This window comes from Pseudomonas taiwanensis DSM 21245 (genome assembly GCF_000425785.1).
Classification (GTDB): Bacteria; Pseudomonadota; Gammaproteobacteria; order Pseudomonadales; family Pseudomonadaceae; genus Aquipseudomonas; species Aquipseudomonas taiwanensis.
The window spans coordinates 155636-174759 of sequence record NZ_AUEC01000015.1 but is presented as its reverse complement, the minus strand read 5'-3'; the positions used below and the strand labels follow the sequence as shown (position 1 = coordinate 174759).

The window sequence follows — 19124 nt, the reverse complement described above, 5'->3', positions numbered from 1 at the left end:
TCGAACTCGATATCAAGGTGGCGGTGTTCGACCCAGTGCTTTTCGTCTTCCTCAACAAGCCGCGCAACCGCGTGAAGATCCTGTATTGGGAACGCAACGGCTTCTGCCTCTGGCTCAAACGCCTGGAGTCCGAACGTTTCAAAACTTCACCCGATCCGACTGACGTCGCCATTGTCCTGACCGTTCAGGAACTGAACTGGCTACTCGATGGCTTCGACCTCTGGCGCAACCGTCCGCATCAGGTTTTGACGCCTCGATACGTCGCCTGACTCGGTATAATCCGCGGCATGATTTCCATGCCCGAGAACCTCCCTGACGATCCTGTTCTGCTCAAGCAACTGCTTGAGCAGATGATCAACGAGCGCGCGTCCGACAAGGGCAAGATCGTTCATCTCGAAGAGGAAGTTGCGCTGTTGCGCCAGCGCTTGTTCGGGCGCAAGACCGAGCAGACTGGCGATGCAGCGACACCACAGTTGCCACTCTTCGACGAAGCGGAAAGCCTGGCCGAGCCCTTGGATGAGGCTGACGACGAAGAAGTCGTTGCGCCAACCAAACGCCGTGGCAAGCAGCAAGCCGCTGCCAGCTGATTTGCCGCGTATCGAAGTTGTCCACGAACTGCCCGAGCATGAACTGACCTGCGCTTGTGGCTGCCGTAAACATGCCATCGGTGAAGAAGTCAGCGAACAGCTTGAAATCGTCCCGATGCAGATTCGCGTCATCAAACATGTTCGCAAGGTGTACGGCTGCCGGGACTGCGAGTCAGCGCCCGTAACGGCGGACAAGCCCGCCCAGATGATCGAGAAAAGCATGGCCAGCCCGAGTGTGCTGGCCATGCTGCTGACCACCAAATACGTAGACGGCTTGCCGCTTCACCGCTTCGAAAAAGTGCTGGGGCGTCACGGTATCGATATCCCGCGCCAAACCCTGGCACGCTGGGTGATTCAATGCAGCGAGCACTTTCAGCCGCTGCTGAATCTGATGCGCGAAAGCCTGTTGAACAGTCGGATCATCCACTGCGATGAAACACGTGTGCAGGTGTTGAAAGAGCCGGGGCGTGAGCCCAGCAGCCAATCCTGGATGTGGGTACAAACCGGCGGCCCACCTGATCGGCCAGTGATCCTTTTCGACTACGCCACCAGCCGAGCGCAGGAGGTGCCGGTGCGCCTGCTGGACGACTATCGCGGCTATGTCATGACCGACGACTACGCCGGTTACAACGCGCTGGCTGCACAGGACGGACTGGAGCGATTGGGCTGCTGGACGCACGCGCGCCGCAAGTTCGTCGAAGCGCAGAAAGTACAGCCCAAGGGCAAAACAGGACGCGCTGACATCGCATTGAACCGGATCAATAAGGTCTATGGCGTCGAGCGCGACTTGAAGGACAGTGACGACGAAGATCGTAAGGTTGCCCGCATGGAGCGCAGCCTGCCATTGCTGACTCAGCTGAAAAACTGGGTAGAGAAAACGCAACCTCAGGTCACGACGCAGAATGCCTTGGGCAAGACCATCGGTTACTTGGCCAGCAACTGGAGCAAATTGGAACGCTACGTCGAGCACGGCTACTTGCCGATGGACAACAACGCGGCCGAGCGTGCGATCCGCCCGTTTGTCATCGGGAGAAAGAACTGGTTGTTCAGTGACACGCCCAAAGGTGCCACTGCCAGCGCACAACTTTACAGCTTGGTAGAAACGGCCAAAGCCAACGGCCAAGAACCCTATGCGTGGCTGCGCCACGCACTGGAACGCCTGCCGCAGGCGTGCTCAGTGGAAGACTACGAAGCGCTACTCCAATGGAATTGCACACCTCAAATACACAGCTAGGTGCGCTGCCCATCTTTGGTTGGGTGGGGTTTATGGAGCGCTTACGATGAATCCGATAGGGGTTGGGAGTAGGTCGGCAGAACGCCGGAGGAGGGTGGTTACGGCTGTTTAAAACCGCTCAAAAACATCTCGGTTTTACTGGGCGAAAGTTGCCGGAACTAGCTGAACCGTATTAGACAGGTTCGATTCACAGGCCGCAAACGGCGCGGCCTAGCGTTCATTTCTCACTACTGCTGCATTACTGAACTTGCCGGATGGGCATACAACCAGCCAGTACAGTTTTTTGTACAGGTTGAAAAATAAAGTGGGAGTATGTGGTGAGAGCACGCACACATACATACTTCTGTCGTCTCATTTTTGCTCAGTGATGTAGAATTGGTGCTCTAAATCCACGAAGACTACGTAGAATGTGTTTGAATCGAAGTCAGAGCCATAAAGGCCTTTGATCTTTTTGTTAGTCTCGGGAGGTATAGTAAAACCAACTAGACGAGTCATGTTTTCAAGCCTAAACCTAGCCCAATTCACGCCCATTGGGACATGTTTCGGCCTAAGAAATCCTGAGTTTTCAGGGAAGTCTCCGTAATCGGCTAGTATTTTGAGACCCCCACCCCCGCAGCGTTGAGTTCTCCAGTAATTCAGATCGTTTCTAGAGAAATTTTTTAATTTTTCAAATAAACCCGCAAGCGATGCCTGGTCTAAATCAGAAAAGCTCACTGCTGCATTTTGAGAGTCGTCGAAAAATGAAAAATTATATTTGCTGCGGACAACAATGTCGTGTTCTTCAAGAGTGCTCGTCGGAAATGTGTCTATGAACTTTCTGCGGTGAGGGTTGTTTTTGCTATACTTCATAGTTTCGGCACCCCACCCAACTTACCCTCTCTGTATAGGTTTGAGATGGGGCGATCATTGCGTATCACTTCGCTAGGGATTTCGTCCAAGCGGTAGCAATAGCTCTCTCCATTGACTTTGTCTACCAATACAGTTCTGTACTTTCCAAGGTGATCGATTATCTCAAGATTGTGCGATGTAAATATGAATTGAGCATCATTTGGATTTGTATCGGTATTTGTGAATAGATCGACGAGAATTGGTAGTAATTCGGGGTGAAGATGGGTATCAAACTCATCCATTACCAGCACTCCACCAGCATGTAGGACAGTCCAGTACTGGACTAGGCGCTTAAATAATGCTTGGGTTCCATCCGATAAGTCGAAGATGGTAAGCCAGTTTTTTTTGGATTGAATGTTTTCACAGTAAAATATTGGAAAGTACTCACGTTTCCCTTCGTCGTCAGTGCGATTGAGGATTTCTATGCGAGTTATAACTGGGTCGCATTTTTTTAAGATTTTAGTTGTGAACTCAAGAGCTTTGGGAACATTCGAGTAATATTTGCTGGCCTCTTTATGGCAAAAAATTTCCGCATCTGTAAGGGCGCCCCGAGCACCTACGTTGCCGCGGATTTTTCCAAAAAATTCATAAATATTGTCAATATCGCTACCAATGTTTTCTAGTTTGAAGTTAGGTGCGGTATTGATTAGAGATGCATGTGGCTGTAGTGTTATTAGATCGAGCTCTGTATACTCTGCGGTCTTTTTTGTAATCTGATTCTTAATGCGTTCGATGATAGGCGTTTTTCTAGATTTTTTTTTGTAGATTGTTTCGCGTAAGATTTCTGTTTTTGTAAGCTCTATCTCGTATGTGTACCTTATGGAGTGAGTTTCAAATTCAATGTAAAGTTCTATTGGGTCGTCGTTGTCAAAAAAACTTTCTACAAATATACTGTTACGGTTGGGGATGAAAGTGCGATGGCCTAGATAGTTAAAAAAGTCTAGCGCTTTTAAGATTTGAGTTTTGCCAGAAGAGTTTGCCCCCTTGACACCTATAACTGATGCCATTGATCTTCCCATGGAGACATTTTTTGGAACCTTTGAATTAAGTTCAAAAGAAATGTCAAATCCATCTTTGAAAGACCAAAAATTCTTTGCGCCAAAAGATAAAATCATATGTACCCTAATGCGATTTCATGACGGATTCGTCCTGAAATCAGCTTAAGACATTTTTCCCGGTGATGCCAGGATTTTTTCATTGGTTTGAGCTTCAGCCGGGTTCGATGACGAGTGGGTGCCTTTGGAGGCGCCAAGCTTCAGATTCGCTTCCAAAACTGAAACGGCGACCCTTGAAGTACGGAGCCTGCAGCGGTGCCGTTTCGTCTTTATTTTGGAATCGATTCCGGTTATGGCGACCCATGGTTTGGGCACTTTTACTACGTTCTTGAAAACCGCTGACCAGGCGCGAAAATCAGTTCCGCAACTCCTGCCATACCCCTTGATTTTAAAGGGCTGCAGCGTTGCTAAAAAAGCTTCTATGCGGAACTGAAAAGATCGTAAGCTGCTGAAATGCAAGGAAATGCAGGGCGGATTGCAAGTCCGTCTGCGCCGGTTCGGATCCGAACTCGGTCCTCAAGCCCCGCTGATTAGGGGCTGCGGGTTTTCAAATTTATTAGATCTGGAGGGGTGGTGGTGCGTGGTTGTGATTTTTTGAGGAAGCTGTCTTCTGTGGCGAGTAAACTTCTGGAGTCTTTTGCGAATTTATCAACTGTAGTTATGGCGTTCGTTGCGGTCGGTGCTGCTTTAGTTGCTTACAATCAGCTAGAGCAGTCAAAGGAAGCTTCTGCAAAAGGAGTGTACAAGGACTTTTTGTCGATGGCCTTTGCCAATCCTGATTTTTCTGCAGCTTCTTATCCGCTTCGTAATCCAAGGTTTAATAAGATTCTGTTGGACGGAGATTTAAATTCTCACGTAGAGCAATGCGAGAAGCCTAAGAAGTGTGAGCTCTATGAGAAGTATGAGAATTATGTTTCGTTCTTGCTTTATTCGGCTGAGGAAATATTGGGGTTGGTAAGCTTAAAGGAGAAGGAAGGCTGGTGCTTCACTTTGAGGGATCAGTTCAAATTCCATGCGTTGTATTTTTCAAAAAGAGATTGGGGTCGTGAAAAATACGATAAACGTGTGGTGAAGTTAATTGATAGTGGTGTTGAAATTTATCAACTTGAGGTTGAGACGCTTAGTAATAGCGGAAGGCAGGAAGCTAAGAGCCGTTTGAGGCATCTGGAAGAGAGCTGTGATGTAGATTAGGCGAAGCCTGGCACGGCAAAGTGGTGCTCCCTGGGTAGGGATTTTGCGTAGCAAAGCGCAGGGGGCGGGCGCGCAAAACCACCCCTGTAGGCCGTATGGCTCCGTTTGCAAAAATCTAGAAAAGCCTATATTTTGGTGATCACCTGTCGGCTATTTATTCTTCAAAATCAAATACTTATCGGTTTTTGGTGTGCTGCATGGGTGCAAGGGGTCGAGTGTTCGAATCACTCCGTCCCGACCAAAAATCCCTAAAAAATCCAGTCACTTAACGGTGACTGGATTTTTTTATGCCCCCACGTTTTCAACCAGCATCAAAACGCAGCGCCTAACACCACGAAAAGCCTCAAGCAGTGCGCCCGCCGAGCGTCTGCGCGACCCAATCGGCGATGTAGTGCCCGGCATTGATGCTGTTGTCGAAACTTGAGTGCTGCACGCCACCTTCGCGCGCGGTGAAGATCTTCAGTTCGCGTTTCGGGCTATTGACCAGTTGCTCGTAGGTGCGGTGCGCCCATTTGAGCGGGATCTGCGAGTCCTGCTCGCCGTGGGTGACCAGAAACGGAACGCGGATGCGATCGAGCACGCCATCCAGGTGCACGTTCTCGGCGATGCGCATGAAATCGTCCATGTCCTTGGCACCCCAGACCCAACGCACATGCGCCCAGTAATGCGGCACCGGGAAGTCACCTTCTTTCTCCAGTCGGCGCTTCTGCACGTCGCGCCAGTCATGGTTGGCACCCCATACCACCCCGCAGGCGAAGCGCGGCTCGAAGGCCACCGCGCGGGGGCAGTAGTAGCCGCCCAAGGACACACCTTCCATACCGATGCGCTTGGCGTCGACATCGTCGCGGGTTTCCAGCCAGTCCATGACTCGGCTGGCCCAGTGCTCACTGTCGTAGCGTGCAGTCAGGCCGTGCAGACGCAGCGCTTCGCCGGTGCCGGGCTGGTCGATGATCAACGACGACACGCCGCGCTTGGCCAGCCAGGTGGGTAGGCCGACGCGGTATTTCATCTCCTTGGTCGAGTCCAGGCCATTGACCTGCACCAGCAGTGGTGCCGGGCCACTGACGCCTTCTGCGCGAACCAGCAAACCACTCAGGTGCTTGCCTTCGTAGGGGATCTGGACCCGTTCGCAGTTTTCCCGGGACAGGTCGATGCCGCGGGCGAAGGTCTCCAGAAAGCGCTGGTACAGCGCCGCGCGCCCTGGAGCGGCGTGGGCCTGCAGGCGTTCGCAGGTAAGGTAGTAGGTCGCGGCGCGGTTGTACTTCTCGCCAGCGGACAGGCGCCGGCCGGCGGCTTCGTCTTCCTCGGCCAGGGCGCAGAGTTTGTCGGCCATGCTCGACCAGGTTTCCCGGAAGGCCTGGGTACCGGCGGCGTCGGGTTGCTTGGCGGCTTCTTGCAGCGGGGCGCACATCACCTCGATTTCGCCCATGCGGGCGCCCATCTCGATGGCCAGGTCCACCGAAAGGTTCCAGACGTAATTGGTGGGGAAGTAACGGAACATTGTTGTTGTCCTTCTGCGGTCGTTGAGTCCGGCGCCCCTATTGCGGCAGGCACGCAGGGCGCGGTTCGACAGCACGTTACGCAGACAAGACAGGCCGAGGCCAATCGTGATCGGGGATGCAAGGTATCGCCAAACGCGATGCCCCGGCTGCGTTGCGCTAGCCGGGGCGATGGTTACGGATCAGGCGGTGGCGCGCAGGGCTTGTGGCTGTCGCTCGGCGCTCTGGATGAAGTCACAGATCCGCTCTCGCAGCCAGCGGTGCATGGGGTCGCCGTCCATGCTGCGGTGCCACAGCATGAACTCTCGCATCACCGGGATCCTCACCGGTGGCGGCAGGATGCGTAGGGGCAGGTAACCGGCGTACAGCTCGGCCAGGCGGCGGTGCATCGTAGCGATCCGCGAGGTGCCCACCAGCAGTTGGGGCAGGGTGTTGAAGTCGTTGGTGATCACTTCCAGGCGGCGGTTGAAGCCGTACTGGTTCATGAACCAGTCCTCGATGCTCAGGTGCCGGTTGCGGCCGAAGCCTACCGAGATGTGGCCCATTTGCATGTACTGCTCCAGCGTCAGTTGCTCGCCAACCTCCGGGTTATCGCGCCAGACGACGCAGACGTGGTCCTCCTCGAACAGCAGTTGGGCTGGATGGCCGTCGATGAGGTAGCGCTCGGGCACGATCATCATGTCCACCTCACCGCGCATCAGTAGCTCGGCGCTGTTGTCGCCGGGGCTGATCATTTCGAAGGTGATGTGCGGCGCCACCCGGTGAAGCTTCTGGATGACCTGGGCGAACAGCACGCTGATCAGGTAGTCCGAGCTCACCAGGCGAAAGTGACGCTTGCTGCTCGCCGGTTCGAACACGGGCTTGGCGGTGATCGAGGATCGAATGGTAAGCAGCACCTCGCGCACCGGCTTGGCCAGTTCCAGGGCGTAGGGCGTGGGCTGCATCTTGCGGCCGACCTGCACCAACAGTTCGTCCTCGAAAAAGGTTCGCAAGCGCCCCAGCACGCCGCTGGTGGCCGACTGGGTCATGTGCAGGCGTTCGGCGGCGCGGGTGATGTTCTGCTCTTCGAGCAGGACGTCCAAGGCAACCAGCAGGTTCAGATCCAGGTGGTGAAAGCGCATGGTGATAGCTCTCGGCTCTTGTAGTTATTTTCGCGATACCTTCTCGCTGCATTGCCGATACGTCAAGCGCCAGCCGCCTTTGACCGAGCCAACGCCAGGCGCCATGGGCCTGCGCGCAGGTATCGCGATTGCTGATGCCTCGCATCCTGACTCGCGATTGGTCATGCCACCCCAGCGCCGCGCAACCTGCGCTCCAGTCGAGCGGCCGATGCGCCGTCCACGACCCACTGACGGCAGCTCTGCCTCGCCTAATAACAATTTCAATGGAGTGGTAGCCATGAACATTCTTGGTCTCGACGCGCTGGTGTTCGGCGTCGACGATATCCAGGCCTGTGCCGCTTGCCTGCGTGACTATGGCCTTGACACCGTCCACCTGGACGCCGACGGCGGCCGTTTTGAAGCGCTGGACGGGACCGCGATCGTCATCCGTCGCGGCGATGACGAAAGCTTGCCGCCGGCCTTGGGGCCGACCCCATCGCTGCGCGAGACGGTCTATGGCGTGGCCGAGCCGGCCGACCTCGAAGCGATCGCCGACGAACTGGGCCGCGACCGGGAAGTGCGCCGCGACGCCAGCGGCGCGCTGCATACCTTCGATGACCTGGGGTTCGCCATCGCTTTCCAGGTGACCTGCCGGCGTACCTTCGAGGCGCCAGCGGACCTGACCAACGCCCCGGGCAGCACCCCGCAGCGTCCGCTCAACCAGCTCGGCATCACCCCGGACATGCCTGCGCTGCCGCGCACGCTGTCCCACGTGGTGTACTTCGTCCCAGATGCGGCCAAGGGCGAAGCGTTTTACCGCGACCGCCTGGGCTTCGTCACCACCGATAGCTTCACCGGCGTCGGCCCGTTCATGCGTAGCGCGGGCATGGATGATCACCATTGCCTGTTCATGATCCAGACACCGCCGCACATGCAAGGCTGCGAGCACTTTACCTTCCACATGGGCAGCGGCACCGAAGTGTTGCTGGCCGGCACGCGCTTCCAGCAGAACGGTTGGACCAGTTTCTGGGGCCCAGGCCGGCACCTGCTCGGCTCCAACTGGTTCTGGTATTTCAACAGCCCGTTGGGGTGCCACATCGAATACGACGCCGATATGGACAAGCATGACGACGCCTGGGCGGCGCGCCAGGCGCCGATGTCCGCGGACAACTCGCAGTTGTTCCTGTTCACCTCGCGGGAGAAATGGGCCCCCGGCGGCCCACCCCCGAAAAAGGCCTGAGCCATGGGCCGTATGGCGCTGTGTCGGCTCGAAGAGCTGGTTGAAGGCCAGGCCCGCGGCTTCGACCCCAAGGGCAAGGGCGAAGACACGCTGTTCGCCCTTCGCTACCGGGGGCAGGTCCGGGTGTATCGCAACCTGTGTCCGCACCTGCGGGGGCCTCTGGAGTACCGCAAGGACCGTTTCCTCAGTGCCGATGGCCAGTGGGTGGTGTGTTACGCGCACGGTGCGCGCTTCAGGCCCGACGACGGTACCTGTGTCCACGGCCCTTGCCGCGGCGAGGCCTTGCACGTGCTGCAACACCACGAGGCGGGCGGATGGCTGCTAGTGCCGCTGGAGCAGTTGGGCCACTGATCTATCGCGCTGCGCGATAGGTCGCATCCCAGGACACGATTGGTCAAAGCCCGGCGCTGCCGTGAAGCTGTGCCCAGGCACAGGAAACGACCGCCACCCATGACGGGGCGGACAACAAGAACAAGACGTGAGACATGCCATGAATACTGTGAACAAAGTGCTGGTCGTCGGCGGCGGGATCGGCGGGTTGTGCGCCGCCATTGCCCTGCGTCGCAAGGGCATTGCGGTCGACCTGGTCGAGCTCAAGACCGAGTGGACCGTCTATGGCGTCGGCATCATTCAGCAAAGTAATGTCGTGCGTGAGATGCATCGCCTGGGCCTGCTCGAGGCCTATCTCGATGCCGCCTACGCGTTCGAAGACGTGGCCATCTATACCGCCCAGGGCCAACAGCTGGCGCGCATTCCCGGGCAGCGACTGGCCGGCCCCCAGTACCCGGCCAATGTCGGCATCTCCCGCCGCGCTCTGCACAAGGTCTTGAGCGAAACCGCCATCGAACTCGGCACCGAGGTGCGCCTGGGTACCTCGGTGGAGAGTTTCGAACAGGATCGCGGGGGGGTGGACGTGCTGTTCACCGATGGTAGCCAGGGGCGTTATGGGCTGGTTGTGGGTGCCGACGGGCTGTACTCGAAGATTCGCGAGCTGTTGTTCGGTGACCAGTACCAACCACGTTTTACCGGGCAGTCGGTGTGGCGTTACAACTTCCCGCGGGCTGCCGGTATCGACCACCTGGCCAACTACCAGGGGCCGTCAGGCAATGCCGGCCTGGTGCCCCTGGCCGATGACCTGATGTACCTGTTCACCACCTCCCATGAGCCGGGCAACCCCTGGATGGAGCCGGCCACCCTGGCCGATGGCCTGCGCCAGCGCCTGGTCGGATTCGGCGGGCTGATCGGTGAGCTGCGCGAGCAAATCGGCGACAGTCGCGAGGTCGTGTACAAGCCGCTGGAAGCCGTGTTCGTCGACCAGCCCTGGTATCGCGGTCGCGTGTTGCTGATCGGCGACGCCGCCCATGCCACCACGCCGCATCTGGGGCAGGGTGCGGGAATGGCCATCGAGGATGCCGTGGTGCTGGCTGAGGAGCTCACCGCAGGCAGCAGTCTCGACGCCCAGTTGCAGCGCTTCATGGGCCGACGTTTCGAGCGCTGCAAGTTCATCAGCGAGAAGTCCCTGCTGGCCGGCGAGAAAGAGATCCAGGGTGACGCCTCCTTCGACCGCATCGGCCTGGTCAAGCACATGCTGGATGTCACCGCACGACCGATCTGACGCCTTGCAATCGGTGCGCCCCCGTGCTGGCGCACCGGATTCTCCGCCAACACCGACCGACAAGAACAATAAAGAGGAAACCCCGATGTTGACTCGCAAAGGTGCGACCCCACGGCCCCTGCCGGCGCTGAAACCCATCGGCCTGGCGCTTCTGGCGCTGGCCACCAGCCAGGCCCAGGCCTTCGAGTTCGAGACCGGTAACCCCGATCTGCGGGTGCGCTGGGACAACACGCTCAAATACAGCGCCGCCTGGCGCACCCAGGATGCCAGCGGCAAACTCACCGAGGGCCAGACTGCGCTGAACCTGGATGACGGCGACCGCAACTTCGACAAAGGCCTGATCTCCAACCGCCTCGATCTGCTGTCGGAGCTGGACATCACCTACGACAACGTCGGTGCACGGGTCAGCGGCGCGGCCTGGTACGACGATGTCTACAACCAAGGCACCGACAACAACGACTCCAACCGCGCCAACAGCTATTCGGTCGACTACGACGCCTTCACCGACGACACCCGCACGTTGCATGGACGCAAGGGCGAGTTGCTTGACGCCTTCATCTTCGGCAAGACCGAGATCGGCGACATGCCGGTATCCGGGCGCTTTGGCCAATACGCCATGCAATGGGGCGAGAGCCTGTTCTATGGGATGAACGGCATTGCCGGTGGCATGGCGCCGGTGGACGTAGTCAAGGGACTGTCGGTGCCCAACACCCAGTTCAAGGAGCTGATTCGACCCGTGCAGCAGATCTCCGGCCAGTTGCAACTGACACCGGATGTATCCGTTGGGGCTTACTACCAGTTCGAGTGGGAAGCCAACCGTCTGCCTGCGGCTGGCAGCTACTTCTCCACCGACGACTTCTTCGGTGATGGCGGTGAACGCATGTTCGTCGGGGCGCCGGTGTTTCCCGGCGGCCAGCCGCTGGCATTCTTCCGTGGCAACGACAAGGAAGCCAAGGATTCGGGGCAGGGCGGGGTGCAGCTGCGCTGGCGGACCGAGACCGTCGATTGGGGCGTCTACGCCATTCGCTTCCATGACAAGTCGCCGCAACTGAACGTGCGTCCGAACTTCGCCAACCTCGACCCAGTCAGCGGCAAGGCGGGCGAGTTCTACTGGGTGTATCCAGAAGGCATCGAGGCGCTGGGCGCCAGCTTCTCCACCACGCTGGGCAACTTCAACCTCGCAGGTGAGTTGTCTACGCGCTGGAACCAGCCGTTGGCTTCCACCAACCAGCATGCATTGGCGGCGGGGGAGGTCATCGACAACGACGACAACCCGGTCTACGCCACCGGTCGCACTCTGCACGCCAACTTCTCGTGGCTGGCCAGCCTGGAGCCGAACTTCATCGCTGCCGAGTCCAGTTTCCTTGGCGAAATCGCCTGGAACCGGGTGATGAGCGTGAGCAAGAACGCCGATGCCGTCGACCCCAATGCCGACCGCGATGCCACCAGCCTGCGCCTGGTATTCGAGCCGATGTACCGGCAGATCTTCCCCGGCCTCGACCTCTCGGTGCCGATCGGAGCGAGCTACACCAACGGTGCATCCATGGCGCTGGGCACCGGTTTTGGCGCTGACCACGGCGGCGACCTGAACATCGGCCTGAAGGGCAACTACCTCAATACCTGGAACCTGGGTCTGACCTACACGCACTACTACGGCCCGGAAAACACCTTCCTCGATGCCGACAACCATTACACCTTCGAACAGTCGCTCAAAGACCGCGACTTCATCGCCTTCACCGTCAGCCGCACCTTCTGACCGAGGACTTCACGATGAAACACAACAAGAAAGTCGTTTCCCTGTTCACTGCCTTGAGTGTCTCGCTGCTGTTCGCCCATGGCGCTTGTGCCGCGGTATCCGCCGAGCAGGCCGCCACGCTCAAGACCACCTTGACGCCGCTGGGCGGCGAGCGCGCCGGTAACGCCGACGGCAGCATCCCGGCCTGGACCGGCGGTTATACCCAGGCCGACCCCGGCTACAAGGAAGGCGGCAAGCGCGGCGATCCATTCGCCCGTGAAAAACCGCTGTTGACCATCACTGCACAGAACATGGCGCAATATGCCGACAAGCTGACCCCAGGCATCCAGGCGATGCTCAAGAAGTACCCGGACAGCTACCGGCTGGACGTCTACCCGACCCACCGTAGCGCTGCCGCACCACAATCGGTGTACGACGCCACCTTCGCCAATGCCACCAGCGGCACGCTTGTGGACGGCCCTGCCGGACCGATGCCGACAGGGGCGGCCGGAGGTATTCCGTTCCCGATCCCCGCCGACGGTGTGCAAGCCATGTGGAATCACCTGCTGCGTTGGCGTGGTGCGTCGTGGCATGCCAGCTTCAAGCAGTACCTGACCACCGCCGACGGCAAGCATGTGCTGACCAACGACTCGCGCGCCGACCTGCAGATGCCCTGGTACCTGCCGGGCGGCAGTGGCGACAAGGGCGTGTTCTGGTCGATCCGCATGACCAACGATGGCCCACCCCTGCGCGCCGGTGAGGCCATCACCGGCTTGGAGAACCTTAACGCCGACAAAGCGGCTGTCTGGACCTACCTGCCGGGCCAGCGCCGCGTGCGTCGCCTGCCCAACGCCTGCTGCGACACGCCAACCCCGGCCACCGCCGGTGTGATGAGTTTCGATGAGCTGTACGTGTTCAACGGGCGCCTCGACCGCTTCGACTGGAAGCTGGTGGGCAAGAAGGAAATGTACATCCCCTACAACGCCAATAAGGTCTTTACCGCTGCCAGCGCCGAAGCGCTGCTCGACCCGCATCACCTGGCCCCAGATGCCATCCGCTGGGAACTGCACCGCGTGTGGGAAGTGCAGGCGACCCTCAAGAACGGCCAGCGTCACGTGATGCCGCGCAGTACCTACTACCTCGACGAAGACACCTGGGCCGCGGTACTGGGCGAGCGCTATGACGCCCGAAACCAGTTGGCCAAGGTGGTCTGGACGTCACCCGTGGTGCTACCCGACCTGCCTGGCGTGGTGACGCTCACCAATGGCTTCTACGACCTGCTCTCCGGTGCCTGGTTCGCAGGTGACCTGTTCGCCGGCAAGAGCGAGCAGTACCGCATCGTGCCGCCCTACAAGGACTCGGTGTTCACCGCCGACGCCATGGCCGGTGAGGGCGTGCGCTGAACAGGCTCTGCGCCTGGGCTGTACCCACTACAAGAACAAAAGGTTGCGTGCGATGAACAAGATGCTCTACAGCTGGCTGCTGGCCGCCTGTTGCTGGCTGCCTCCGGCGTTCGCCGGAAGTGGCGTGGATGTACTCTCGCAGCCCGCGGTGCATGGGCCACAAGCCCTGCGTGCGGTGCTGCAGGACGTGGCGCGGGTTGGTATGCGCCTGGTGGCGGTGGGCGAGCGTGGTGTGGTGTTGCTCAGCGATGACAACGGCGCCACCTGGCGTCAGGCCATGAGCGTACCGGTGAGTGTCAGCCTCACCGCCGTGCAGTTCATCGATGAACGTCACGGTTGGGTGGTCGGTCACGCTGGGGTGGTGTTGCACAGCGCCGACGGCGGTGAGCACTGGACCTTGCAGCTTGACGGCAAGCGCGCCGCGACGCTGGAGTTGCAAGCGGCCCAAGCATCCGCGGACGAGCAGCGCGTGGCCGCCGCGCAACGGCTGCTCGCCGATGGCGCCGACAAGCCGCTGCTGGCGCTGAGCTTCGCCGATGCACGCCACGGCCTTGCTGTGGGAGCCTACGGGTTGGCCATGAGCACTGTCGATGGTGGGCGGACCTGGCAGTCCGCCATGGGGCGTTTGCCGAATCGACGTGGCTTGCACCTGTATGCCCTGGCGCGCCAGGGCAGCGACCTGTACATCGCCGGTGAGCAGGGCCTGCTGTTGCGTTCGCGCGACAGCGGTTCCCACTTCGAACCGCTGCAAGGCCCTTACGATGGCAGCTACTTCGCGGCCGCCATTCTGCCAAGCGGGCGACTGCTGGTCGGAGGATTGCGCGGCTCGTTGTTCGCCTCCGATGACGGCGCAGACAGTTTTGTGGCGCTGGCCAACCCGATTCCCGCCTCGCTCAACAGCATACGCGTCGTCGGTGACCAGCTCTTGCTCGCCAACCAGGCTGGCATGCTCCTGCGCAGCGGCATCGACACCTTCGCCGCGCAGCCTGTGCCGGTCTCCGACGGCTTGCCGCTGACCGCCGCCACCCTCGCGGCAGACGGTGCCATCGTCGCCGTCGGAATGGCGGGTACCCGCCGTCTGGCGGCTTCCAACGTTTCCACCACGGCGGACTGAACCATGCACGCGATGAATTCACCTGCGCCGTCCAGCGGCCGTCTCGATGACTTCGACAGCACGTCCGGCTCGCTGCTAGAGCGCGCGCTGTTCAACCATCGCGCCTGGGTGCTGCTGTTGTGCCTGGCGGCAACCCTGCTGCTCGGCTGGCAGGCCTCGCGCCTGACCCTCAACGCCAGTTTCGAGAAAATGATCCCGCAGGATCACCCATTCATTCACAACTACCTGGAGCACCGCCAGGAACTGGCCGGGCTGGGCAACGCCGTTCGCATCGCCGTGGCCAACCCGCACGGCAGCATCTACGACAAGCATTACCTGGACAATCTGCAGCAGCTCAACGACGCGGTATACCTGCTGCCGGGCGTCGACCGCGCCGCGATGAAATCCCTGTGGACCCCTTCCACCCGCTGGACCGGAGTGACTGAGGAAGGTCTGGAGGGCGGTCCGGTGATTCCCGATGGCTACGATGGCGCCGCCGCGAGCCTGGAGGCGCTCAAGCGCAACGTCGAGCGCTCCAACGAGATCGGCCAGTTGGTGGCCTTCGACCAGCGATCGAGCATCATCTACGTGCCGCTTCTGGAGAAGACCCCAGACGGTCAGTCGCTGGACTACACAGCGTTCGCCCACGAGCTTGAGACCCTCCGCGAGCGCTTCCAGTCACAGGGCGTGCAGATCCACATCACCGGGTTTGCCAAAGTGGTGGGCGACCTGATCGACGGCCTGCGGCAGATCCTGCTGTTCTTCGCCGTGGCAATCGCCATTACCGCCGTGGTGCTCTACGGGTATACCCGCTGTGTGCGTAGCACGGCACTGGTGGTGGTGTGCTCGTTGGTGGCAGTGATCTGGCAGCTCGGCCTGCTGCCGCTGCTGGGCTACGCGCTCGACCCTTACTCGGTGCTGGTACCGTTCCTGGTGTTCGCCATCGGCATGAGCCACGGCGCGCAGAAGATGAACGGCATCATGCAGGACATCGGACGCGGCATGCATCGCCTGGTGGCGGCGCGCTTTACCTTCCGCCGCCTGTTCCTGGCTGGGTTGACCGCGCTGTTATGCGATGCGGTGGGTTTCGCTGTGCTGATGATCATCCAGATCCAGGTGATCCAGGACCTTGCGGTGATCGCCAGCCTGGGCGTGGCGGTGCTGATCTTCACCAACCTGATTCTGCTGCCGGTATTGCTCTCGTACGTGGGAGTCAGTGCCCGAGCCGCGCGGCGTAGCCTGCGCGCCGAAGAAGCGCAGGCGAGTGGGGCGCGCAAGCAGGCGTTGTGGCGTTTTCTTGACCTGTTCACCCAGCGTCGCTGGGCTGGTGCCTGCATCGCCGTGGCGGCGTTGATGGCCGCTGGTGGGTATGCCATCAGCCTGCACCTGAAGGTTGGCGACCTCGACGCGGGGGCGCCTGAGTTGCGCGCCGATTCGCGCTACAACCGCGACAATGCCTTCGTCACCCAGCATTACGGCGCCAGCAGCGATGTGTTCGCCGTGATGGTGCGCACCGCTCCCGGCGGTTGTTCGGCCTATGACACTCTCAAGCGGGTGGATGACCTGGACTGGCAACTGCGAGGCCTGCAGGGGGTGGATTCGACCAACTCGCTGGCACTGCTCAATCGCCGGGTGCTGGTCGGCCTTTCCGAGGGCAGTCCGAAGTGGTACGACCTGGTCAACAACCAGGCGACCCTGAACATGGTCACCGCCAATGCCCCGCGCGGGTTATACAACGACGACTGCAGCCTGCTGACGCTCTACGCCTACCTCACCGACCACAAGGCCGACACCTTGGCGCAGGTGGTGGACAGCGTCCAGGGCTTCGCCCAGGCCAACGACAGCGAGCAGGCGAGCTTCCTGATGGCTGCTGGCAGTGCGGGTATCGAGGCTGCCACCAACCAGGTGGTGAAACAGGCCAATCGCGACATGCTGTGGTGGGTGTACGGCGCTGTGATCCTGCTCTGCCTGGCGACCTTCCGCTCGTGGCGAGCGGTACTCTGCGCGGTATTGCCACTGGTGCTGACCTCGATCCTCTGCGAAGCGCTGATGGTCGCGCTCGGTATAGGAGTGAAGGTCGCGACCCTGCCGGTGATCGCGCTGGGTGTCGGCATCGGCGTGGACTACGCGCTGTACGTGATGAGCATCGTGCTGGGCCAGCTGCGTGAAGGGGCGAGCCTGTCCCAGGCCTATTACCGCGCACTGCTGTTCACTGGAAAGGTGGTGATGCTTACCGGAATCACCCTGGCCATCGGCGTCGGTACCTGGATCTTCTCGCCGATCAAGTTCCAGGCTGACATGGGCGTGCTGCTGGCCTTCATGTTCGTCTGGAACATGGTCGGCGCGCTGATCCTTTTGCCCGCACTGGCTTACTTCCTCTTGCCCCACCGCCAGGCCAGTGCCGAACAGCACCCCAAAGCATCGGCCCATGAATCCCAGCCCACGCAGCGCGAGGAAGGGGCAGGGGCGCTGGAACCCAGCGCAGGCTTTCGTCCACTGGAGGAGATGAGCCATGGCCGGTGAACGTATCGCCGGACGCATCCAGGGCGCGCTGCTGCTGTTCGGCAGTTGCCTGCCGGTGCTGGGTGCTGTGCTCATAGCGCCGGTCCTGCCGCGCATGCATGAGCATTTTGCCCAGACTCCGGGAGTCGCCGTGCTGGTGCCCGTGGCGTTGACGCTGCCGGCGCTGGTAATTGCCTTGCTGGCGCCGCTGGCCGGGGTGCTCGCCGACCGTGTCGGGCGTCGACCACTGTTGCTGGCGAGCATGCTGCTGTACAGCCTGTGCGGACTGTTGCCGCTATGGCTGGACTCATTGGCCCTGATCGTCGTCAGCCGCGCCGGTATCGGCGTGGCCGAAGCGGGGATCATGACCTGCTGCACGACGTTGATGGGTGATTACTTCGACGGCCAGCGCCGAGCCCGGCTGTTCGCCCTGCAGATGGTGGTGACGTCGTTGTCGGCGGCGTTGTTCATGGGCGTGGGCGGTGCGCTGGGCGAAAGCGACTGGCGTTCCCCCTTCGCGCTTTACGCCGTGGGTGTACTGTGCCTGCCGCTGATGGCCGTCGCGCTGTGGGAGCCCGGCACCTGTCGCAGCGCATGCGAGCAGAAGGCGCAATCGCGTTTCCCCTGGGCAGCCTTGGCGCCTTTGTACCTGCTCACCGGGCTGGCTGGCGTCAGCCTGTTCATCGTCCCGGTACAGGCCGGTTACGTGCTGCAACTGCTGCATGTCGATGCGCCGCAACACGTCGGCTTGACCATGGGTGCCAACCAACTGGGCGTGTTGGCCGGCGCACTGGCTTTCCGGCTGCTGGCGCGCCTGGCTCCTTGCCGCCTGCTGGCATTGGGTTTTGCCACCGCCGGGGTCGGTGGTGGCCTGATGGCGTTGGCCAGCAGTCATGCACCGGTGGTCGTGGCGGTGCTCATCAATGGTTTGGGTGTAGGCCTGCTATTACCGACGCTGATCACCCGGGTAATGCAGCAGGTCGGCTTCGAGCAGCGTGGCCGCGCCACTGGCGGATTCACCGCGGCGATCTTCGCCGGCGAGTTCCTCAGCCCGCTGCTGGTGCTGGCGCTGACGGCGGGCGTGGTTGCGCAATTGCCCCACGCGCTGTTGCTGATCGCCATCGGGCAACTGCTATTGGCGCCAGTGTGCCTGGTGATGATGCGCCGCACACGTCCTGATGCAGTGGTAGGTGCACGATGAGCGAACTGTTTTCACTGGCGGGAAAGACTGCACTCATCACTGGCGCTACCCGCGGCATCGGCCTGGCCATCGCCCGCGAGTATGGGCGTGCCGGTGCGCGTGTCGCCATCAGCAGCGAGAGTGCCGAGGGCTGCGAGCACGCCGTGGCGCAACTGGCGCTGGAAGGCATCGAGGCCATCGCGCTGGTCGCCGATCTGCGTGACGCCGAGGCCGTACAGGGCCTGGCTAGGCGCTGCCTGGATCACTTCGGGCGTCTCGATGCGTTGGTGTGCAATGCCGGTGTCGCCCCGCACATGGGGCCATTGGCCGCGGCTAGCGACGCCGACTGGGAACTGACCTTCACCGTCAACCTGCGCAGCGCGCTGTGGCTGACCAACGCGCTGTTACCGGCCATGGCCGAGGGCGGCGGCGGCAGCGTGGTGTTCATGGCCAGTATCGCCGGTGTGCGCGGCAACAAGGGGCTGGGCCTGTATGGGCTGTCCAAGGCTGGCCTCGCACAGCTGGCGCGCAACCTGGCGGTGGAGTGGGGGCCGGCGAACATTCGCGTCAATGCCATCAGCCCTGGCGTCATCCACACCGCGTTCGCCCGCCCTCTGACCGACAACCCCCAGGTACTGGAGCGGCGCCTGGCGCTCACCCCCTTGCGGCGGGTCGGCCGCCCGGAAGAAGTGGCAGCCCTTGCCTTGCTGCTGGCTGCGCCGGGGGGCGCGTTCATCACGGGACAGAATCTTATTGTCGACGGTGGCACGACCATCGGCGACGGCAATTGAAAGGAGACAAC

Annotated in this window: 15 protein-coding genes and 1 pseudogene; 12 read left to right on the top strand and 4 right to left on the bottom strand. The window is 60.4% G+C overall.

What is annotated here, in order from left to right:
• Together tnpB and tnpC are read left to right on the top strand one after the other, a co-directional pair.
• Window positions 1–269: IS66 family insertion sequence element accessory protein TnpB (gene tnpB, locus H620_RS0107275; protein WP_027907054.1), on the top strand; the 269-nt coding region annotated here is incomplete at its 5' end.
• A gap of 18 nt (window positions 270–287) precedes the next feature.
• A pseudogene (gene tnpC, locus H620_RS0107270) lies at window positions 288–1821 on the top strand (IS66 family transposase).
• A gap of 351 nt (window positions 1822–2172) precedes the next feature.
• Here tnpC and H620_RS26895 read toward each other — a convergent pair.
• Complete coding sequence (locus H620_RS26895; RefSeq protein WP_155950775.1) at window positions 2173–2670, bottom strand: hypothetical protein; 498 nt, start codon at window positions 2668–2670, stop codon at window positions 2173–2175.
• On the bottom strand, window positions 2667–3824 hold the full coding sequence (locus tag H620_RS0107260; protein WP_027907052.1) for an AAA family ATPase: 1158 nt from the start codon (window positions 3822–3824) through the stop codon (window positions 2667–2669). Before H620_RS0107260 ends, H620_RS26895 begins: the two co-directional genes overlap by 4 nt.
• 516 nt (window positions 3825–4340) lie before the next feature.
• On the opposite strand from H620_RS0107260, the gene H620_RS0107255 reads away from it, so the two are divergent.
• Window positions 4341–4955, top strand: coding sequence for a hypothetical protein (locus H620_RS0107255; protein ID WP_155950774.1), 615 nt, complete (start codon window positions 4341–4343; stop codon window positions 4953–4955).
• A 343-nt stretch (window positions 4956–5298) separates the two neighbouring features.
• Here the strand turns inward: H620_RS0107255 and H620_RS0107250 are convergent, their stop codons facing one another.
• Complete coding sequence (locus H620_RS0107250; RefSeq protein ID WP_027907050.1) at window positions 5299–6456, bottom strand: alpha/beta hydrolase family protein; 1158 nt, start codon at window positions 6454–6456, stop codon at window positions 5299–5301.
• 180 nt (window positions 6457–6636) lie between these two features.
• Window positions 6637–7575, bottom strand: a complete 939-nt coding sequence (locus H620_RS0107245; RefSeq protein ID WP_023379962.1) for a LysR family transcriptional regulator — start codon at window positions 7573–7575, stop codon at window positions 6637–6639.
• A gap of 277 nt (window positions 7576–7852) precedes the next feature.
• Between H620_RS0107245 and H620_RS0107240 the strand changes: the two genes are divergently transcribed.
• The 9 genes from H620_RS0107240 (at window position 7853) to H620_RS0107200 (ending at window position 19113) form a co-directional block, all read left to right on the top strand.
• Complete coding sequence (locus H620_RS0107240; protein WP_027907049.1) at window positions 7853–8794, top strand: VOC family protein; 942 nt, start codon at window positions 7853–7855, stop codon at window positions 8792–8794.
• 3 nt (window positions 8795–8797) lie between these two features.
• Entirely contained in the window at window positions 8798–9145 is a 348-nt protein-coding gene (locus H620_RS0107235; RefSeq protein WP_023379966.1) for a Rieske (2Fe-2S) protein, read from the top strand.
• 139 nt (window positions 9146–9284) lie between these two features.
• Window positions 9285–10409 (top strand): FAD-dependent oxidoreductase, encoded by a 1125-nt coding sequence (locus H620_RS0107230; RefSeq protein ID WP_027907048.1) that lies wholly within the window; start codon window positions 9285–9287, stop codon window positions 10407–10409.
• Between the two features lie 85 nt (window positions 10410–10494).
• Complete coding sequence (locus tag H620_RS0107225; RefSeq protein WP_027907047.1) at window positions 10495–12165, top strand: DUF1302 domain-containing protein; 1671 nt, start codon at window positions 10495–10497, stop codon at window positions 12163–12165.
• 14 nt (window positions 12166–12179) lie between these two features.
• A complete protein-coding gene (locus H620_RS0107220) occupies window positions 12180–13547 on the top strand; it encodes a DUF1329 domain-containing protein (RefSeq protein ID WP_023379969.1) in 1368 nt (455 codons plus the stop codon).
• Window positions 13548–13599: 52 nt separating this feature from the next.
• Window positions 13600–14661, top strand: a complete 1062-nt coding sequence (locus H620_RS0107215) for a WD40/YVTN/BNR-like repeat-containing protein (RefSeq protein WP_023379970.1) — start codon at window positions 13600–13602, stop codon at window positions 14659–14661.
• A 3-nt stretch (window positions 14662–14664) separates the two neighbouring features.
• Complete coding sequence (locus H620_RS0107210) at window positions 14665–17163, top strand: efflux RND transporter permease subunit (protein WP_027907046.1); 2499 nt, start codon at window positions 14665–14667, stop codon at window positions 17161–17163.
• A complete protein-coding gene (locus H620_RS0107205) occupies window positions 17153–18343 on the top strand; it encodes an MFS transporter (RefSeq protein WP_027907045.1) in 1191 nt (396 codons plus the stop codon). The genes H620_RS0107210 and H620_RS0107205 overlap by 11 nt, the downstream gene beginning before the upstream one ends.
• Complete coding sequence (locus H620_RS0107200; RefSeq protein WP_027907044.1) at window positions 18340–19113, top strand: SDR family NAD(P)-dependent oxidoreductase; 774 nt, start codon at window positions 18340–18342, stop codon at window positions 19111–19113. The genes H620_RS0107205 and H620_RS0107200 overlap by 4 nt, the downstream gene beginning before the upstream one ends.
• Window positions 19114–19124: the final 11 nt, after the last annotated feature.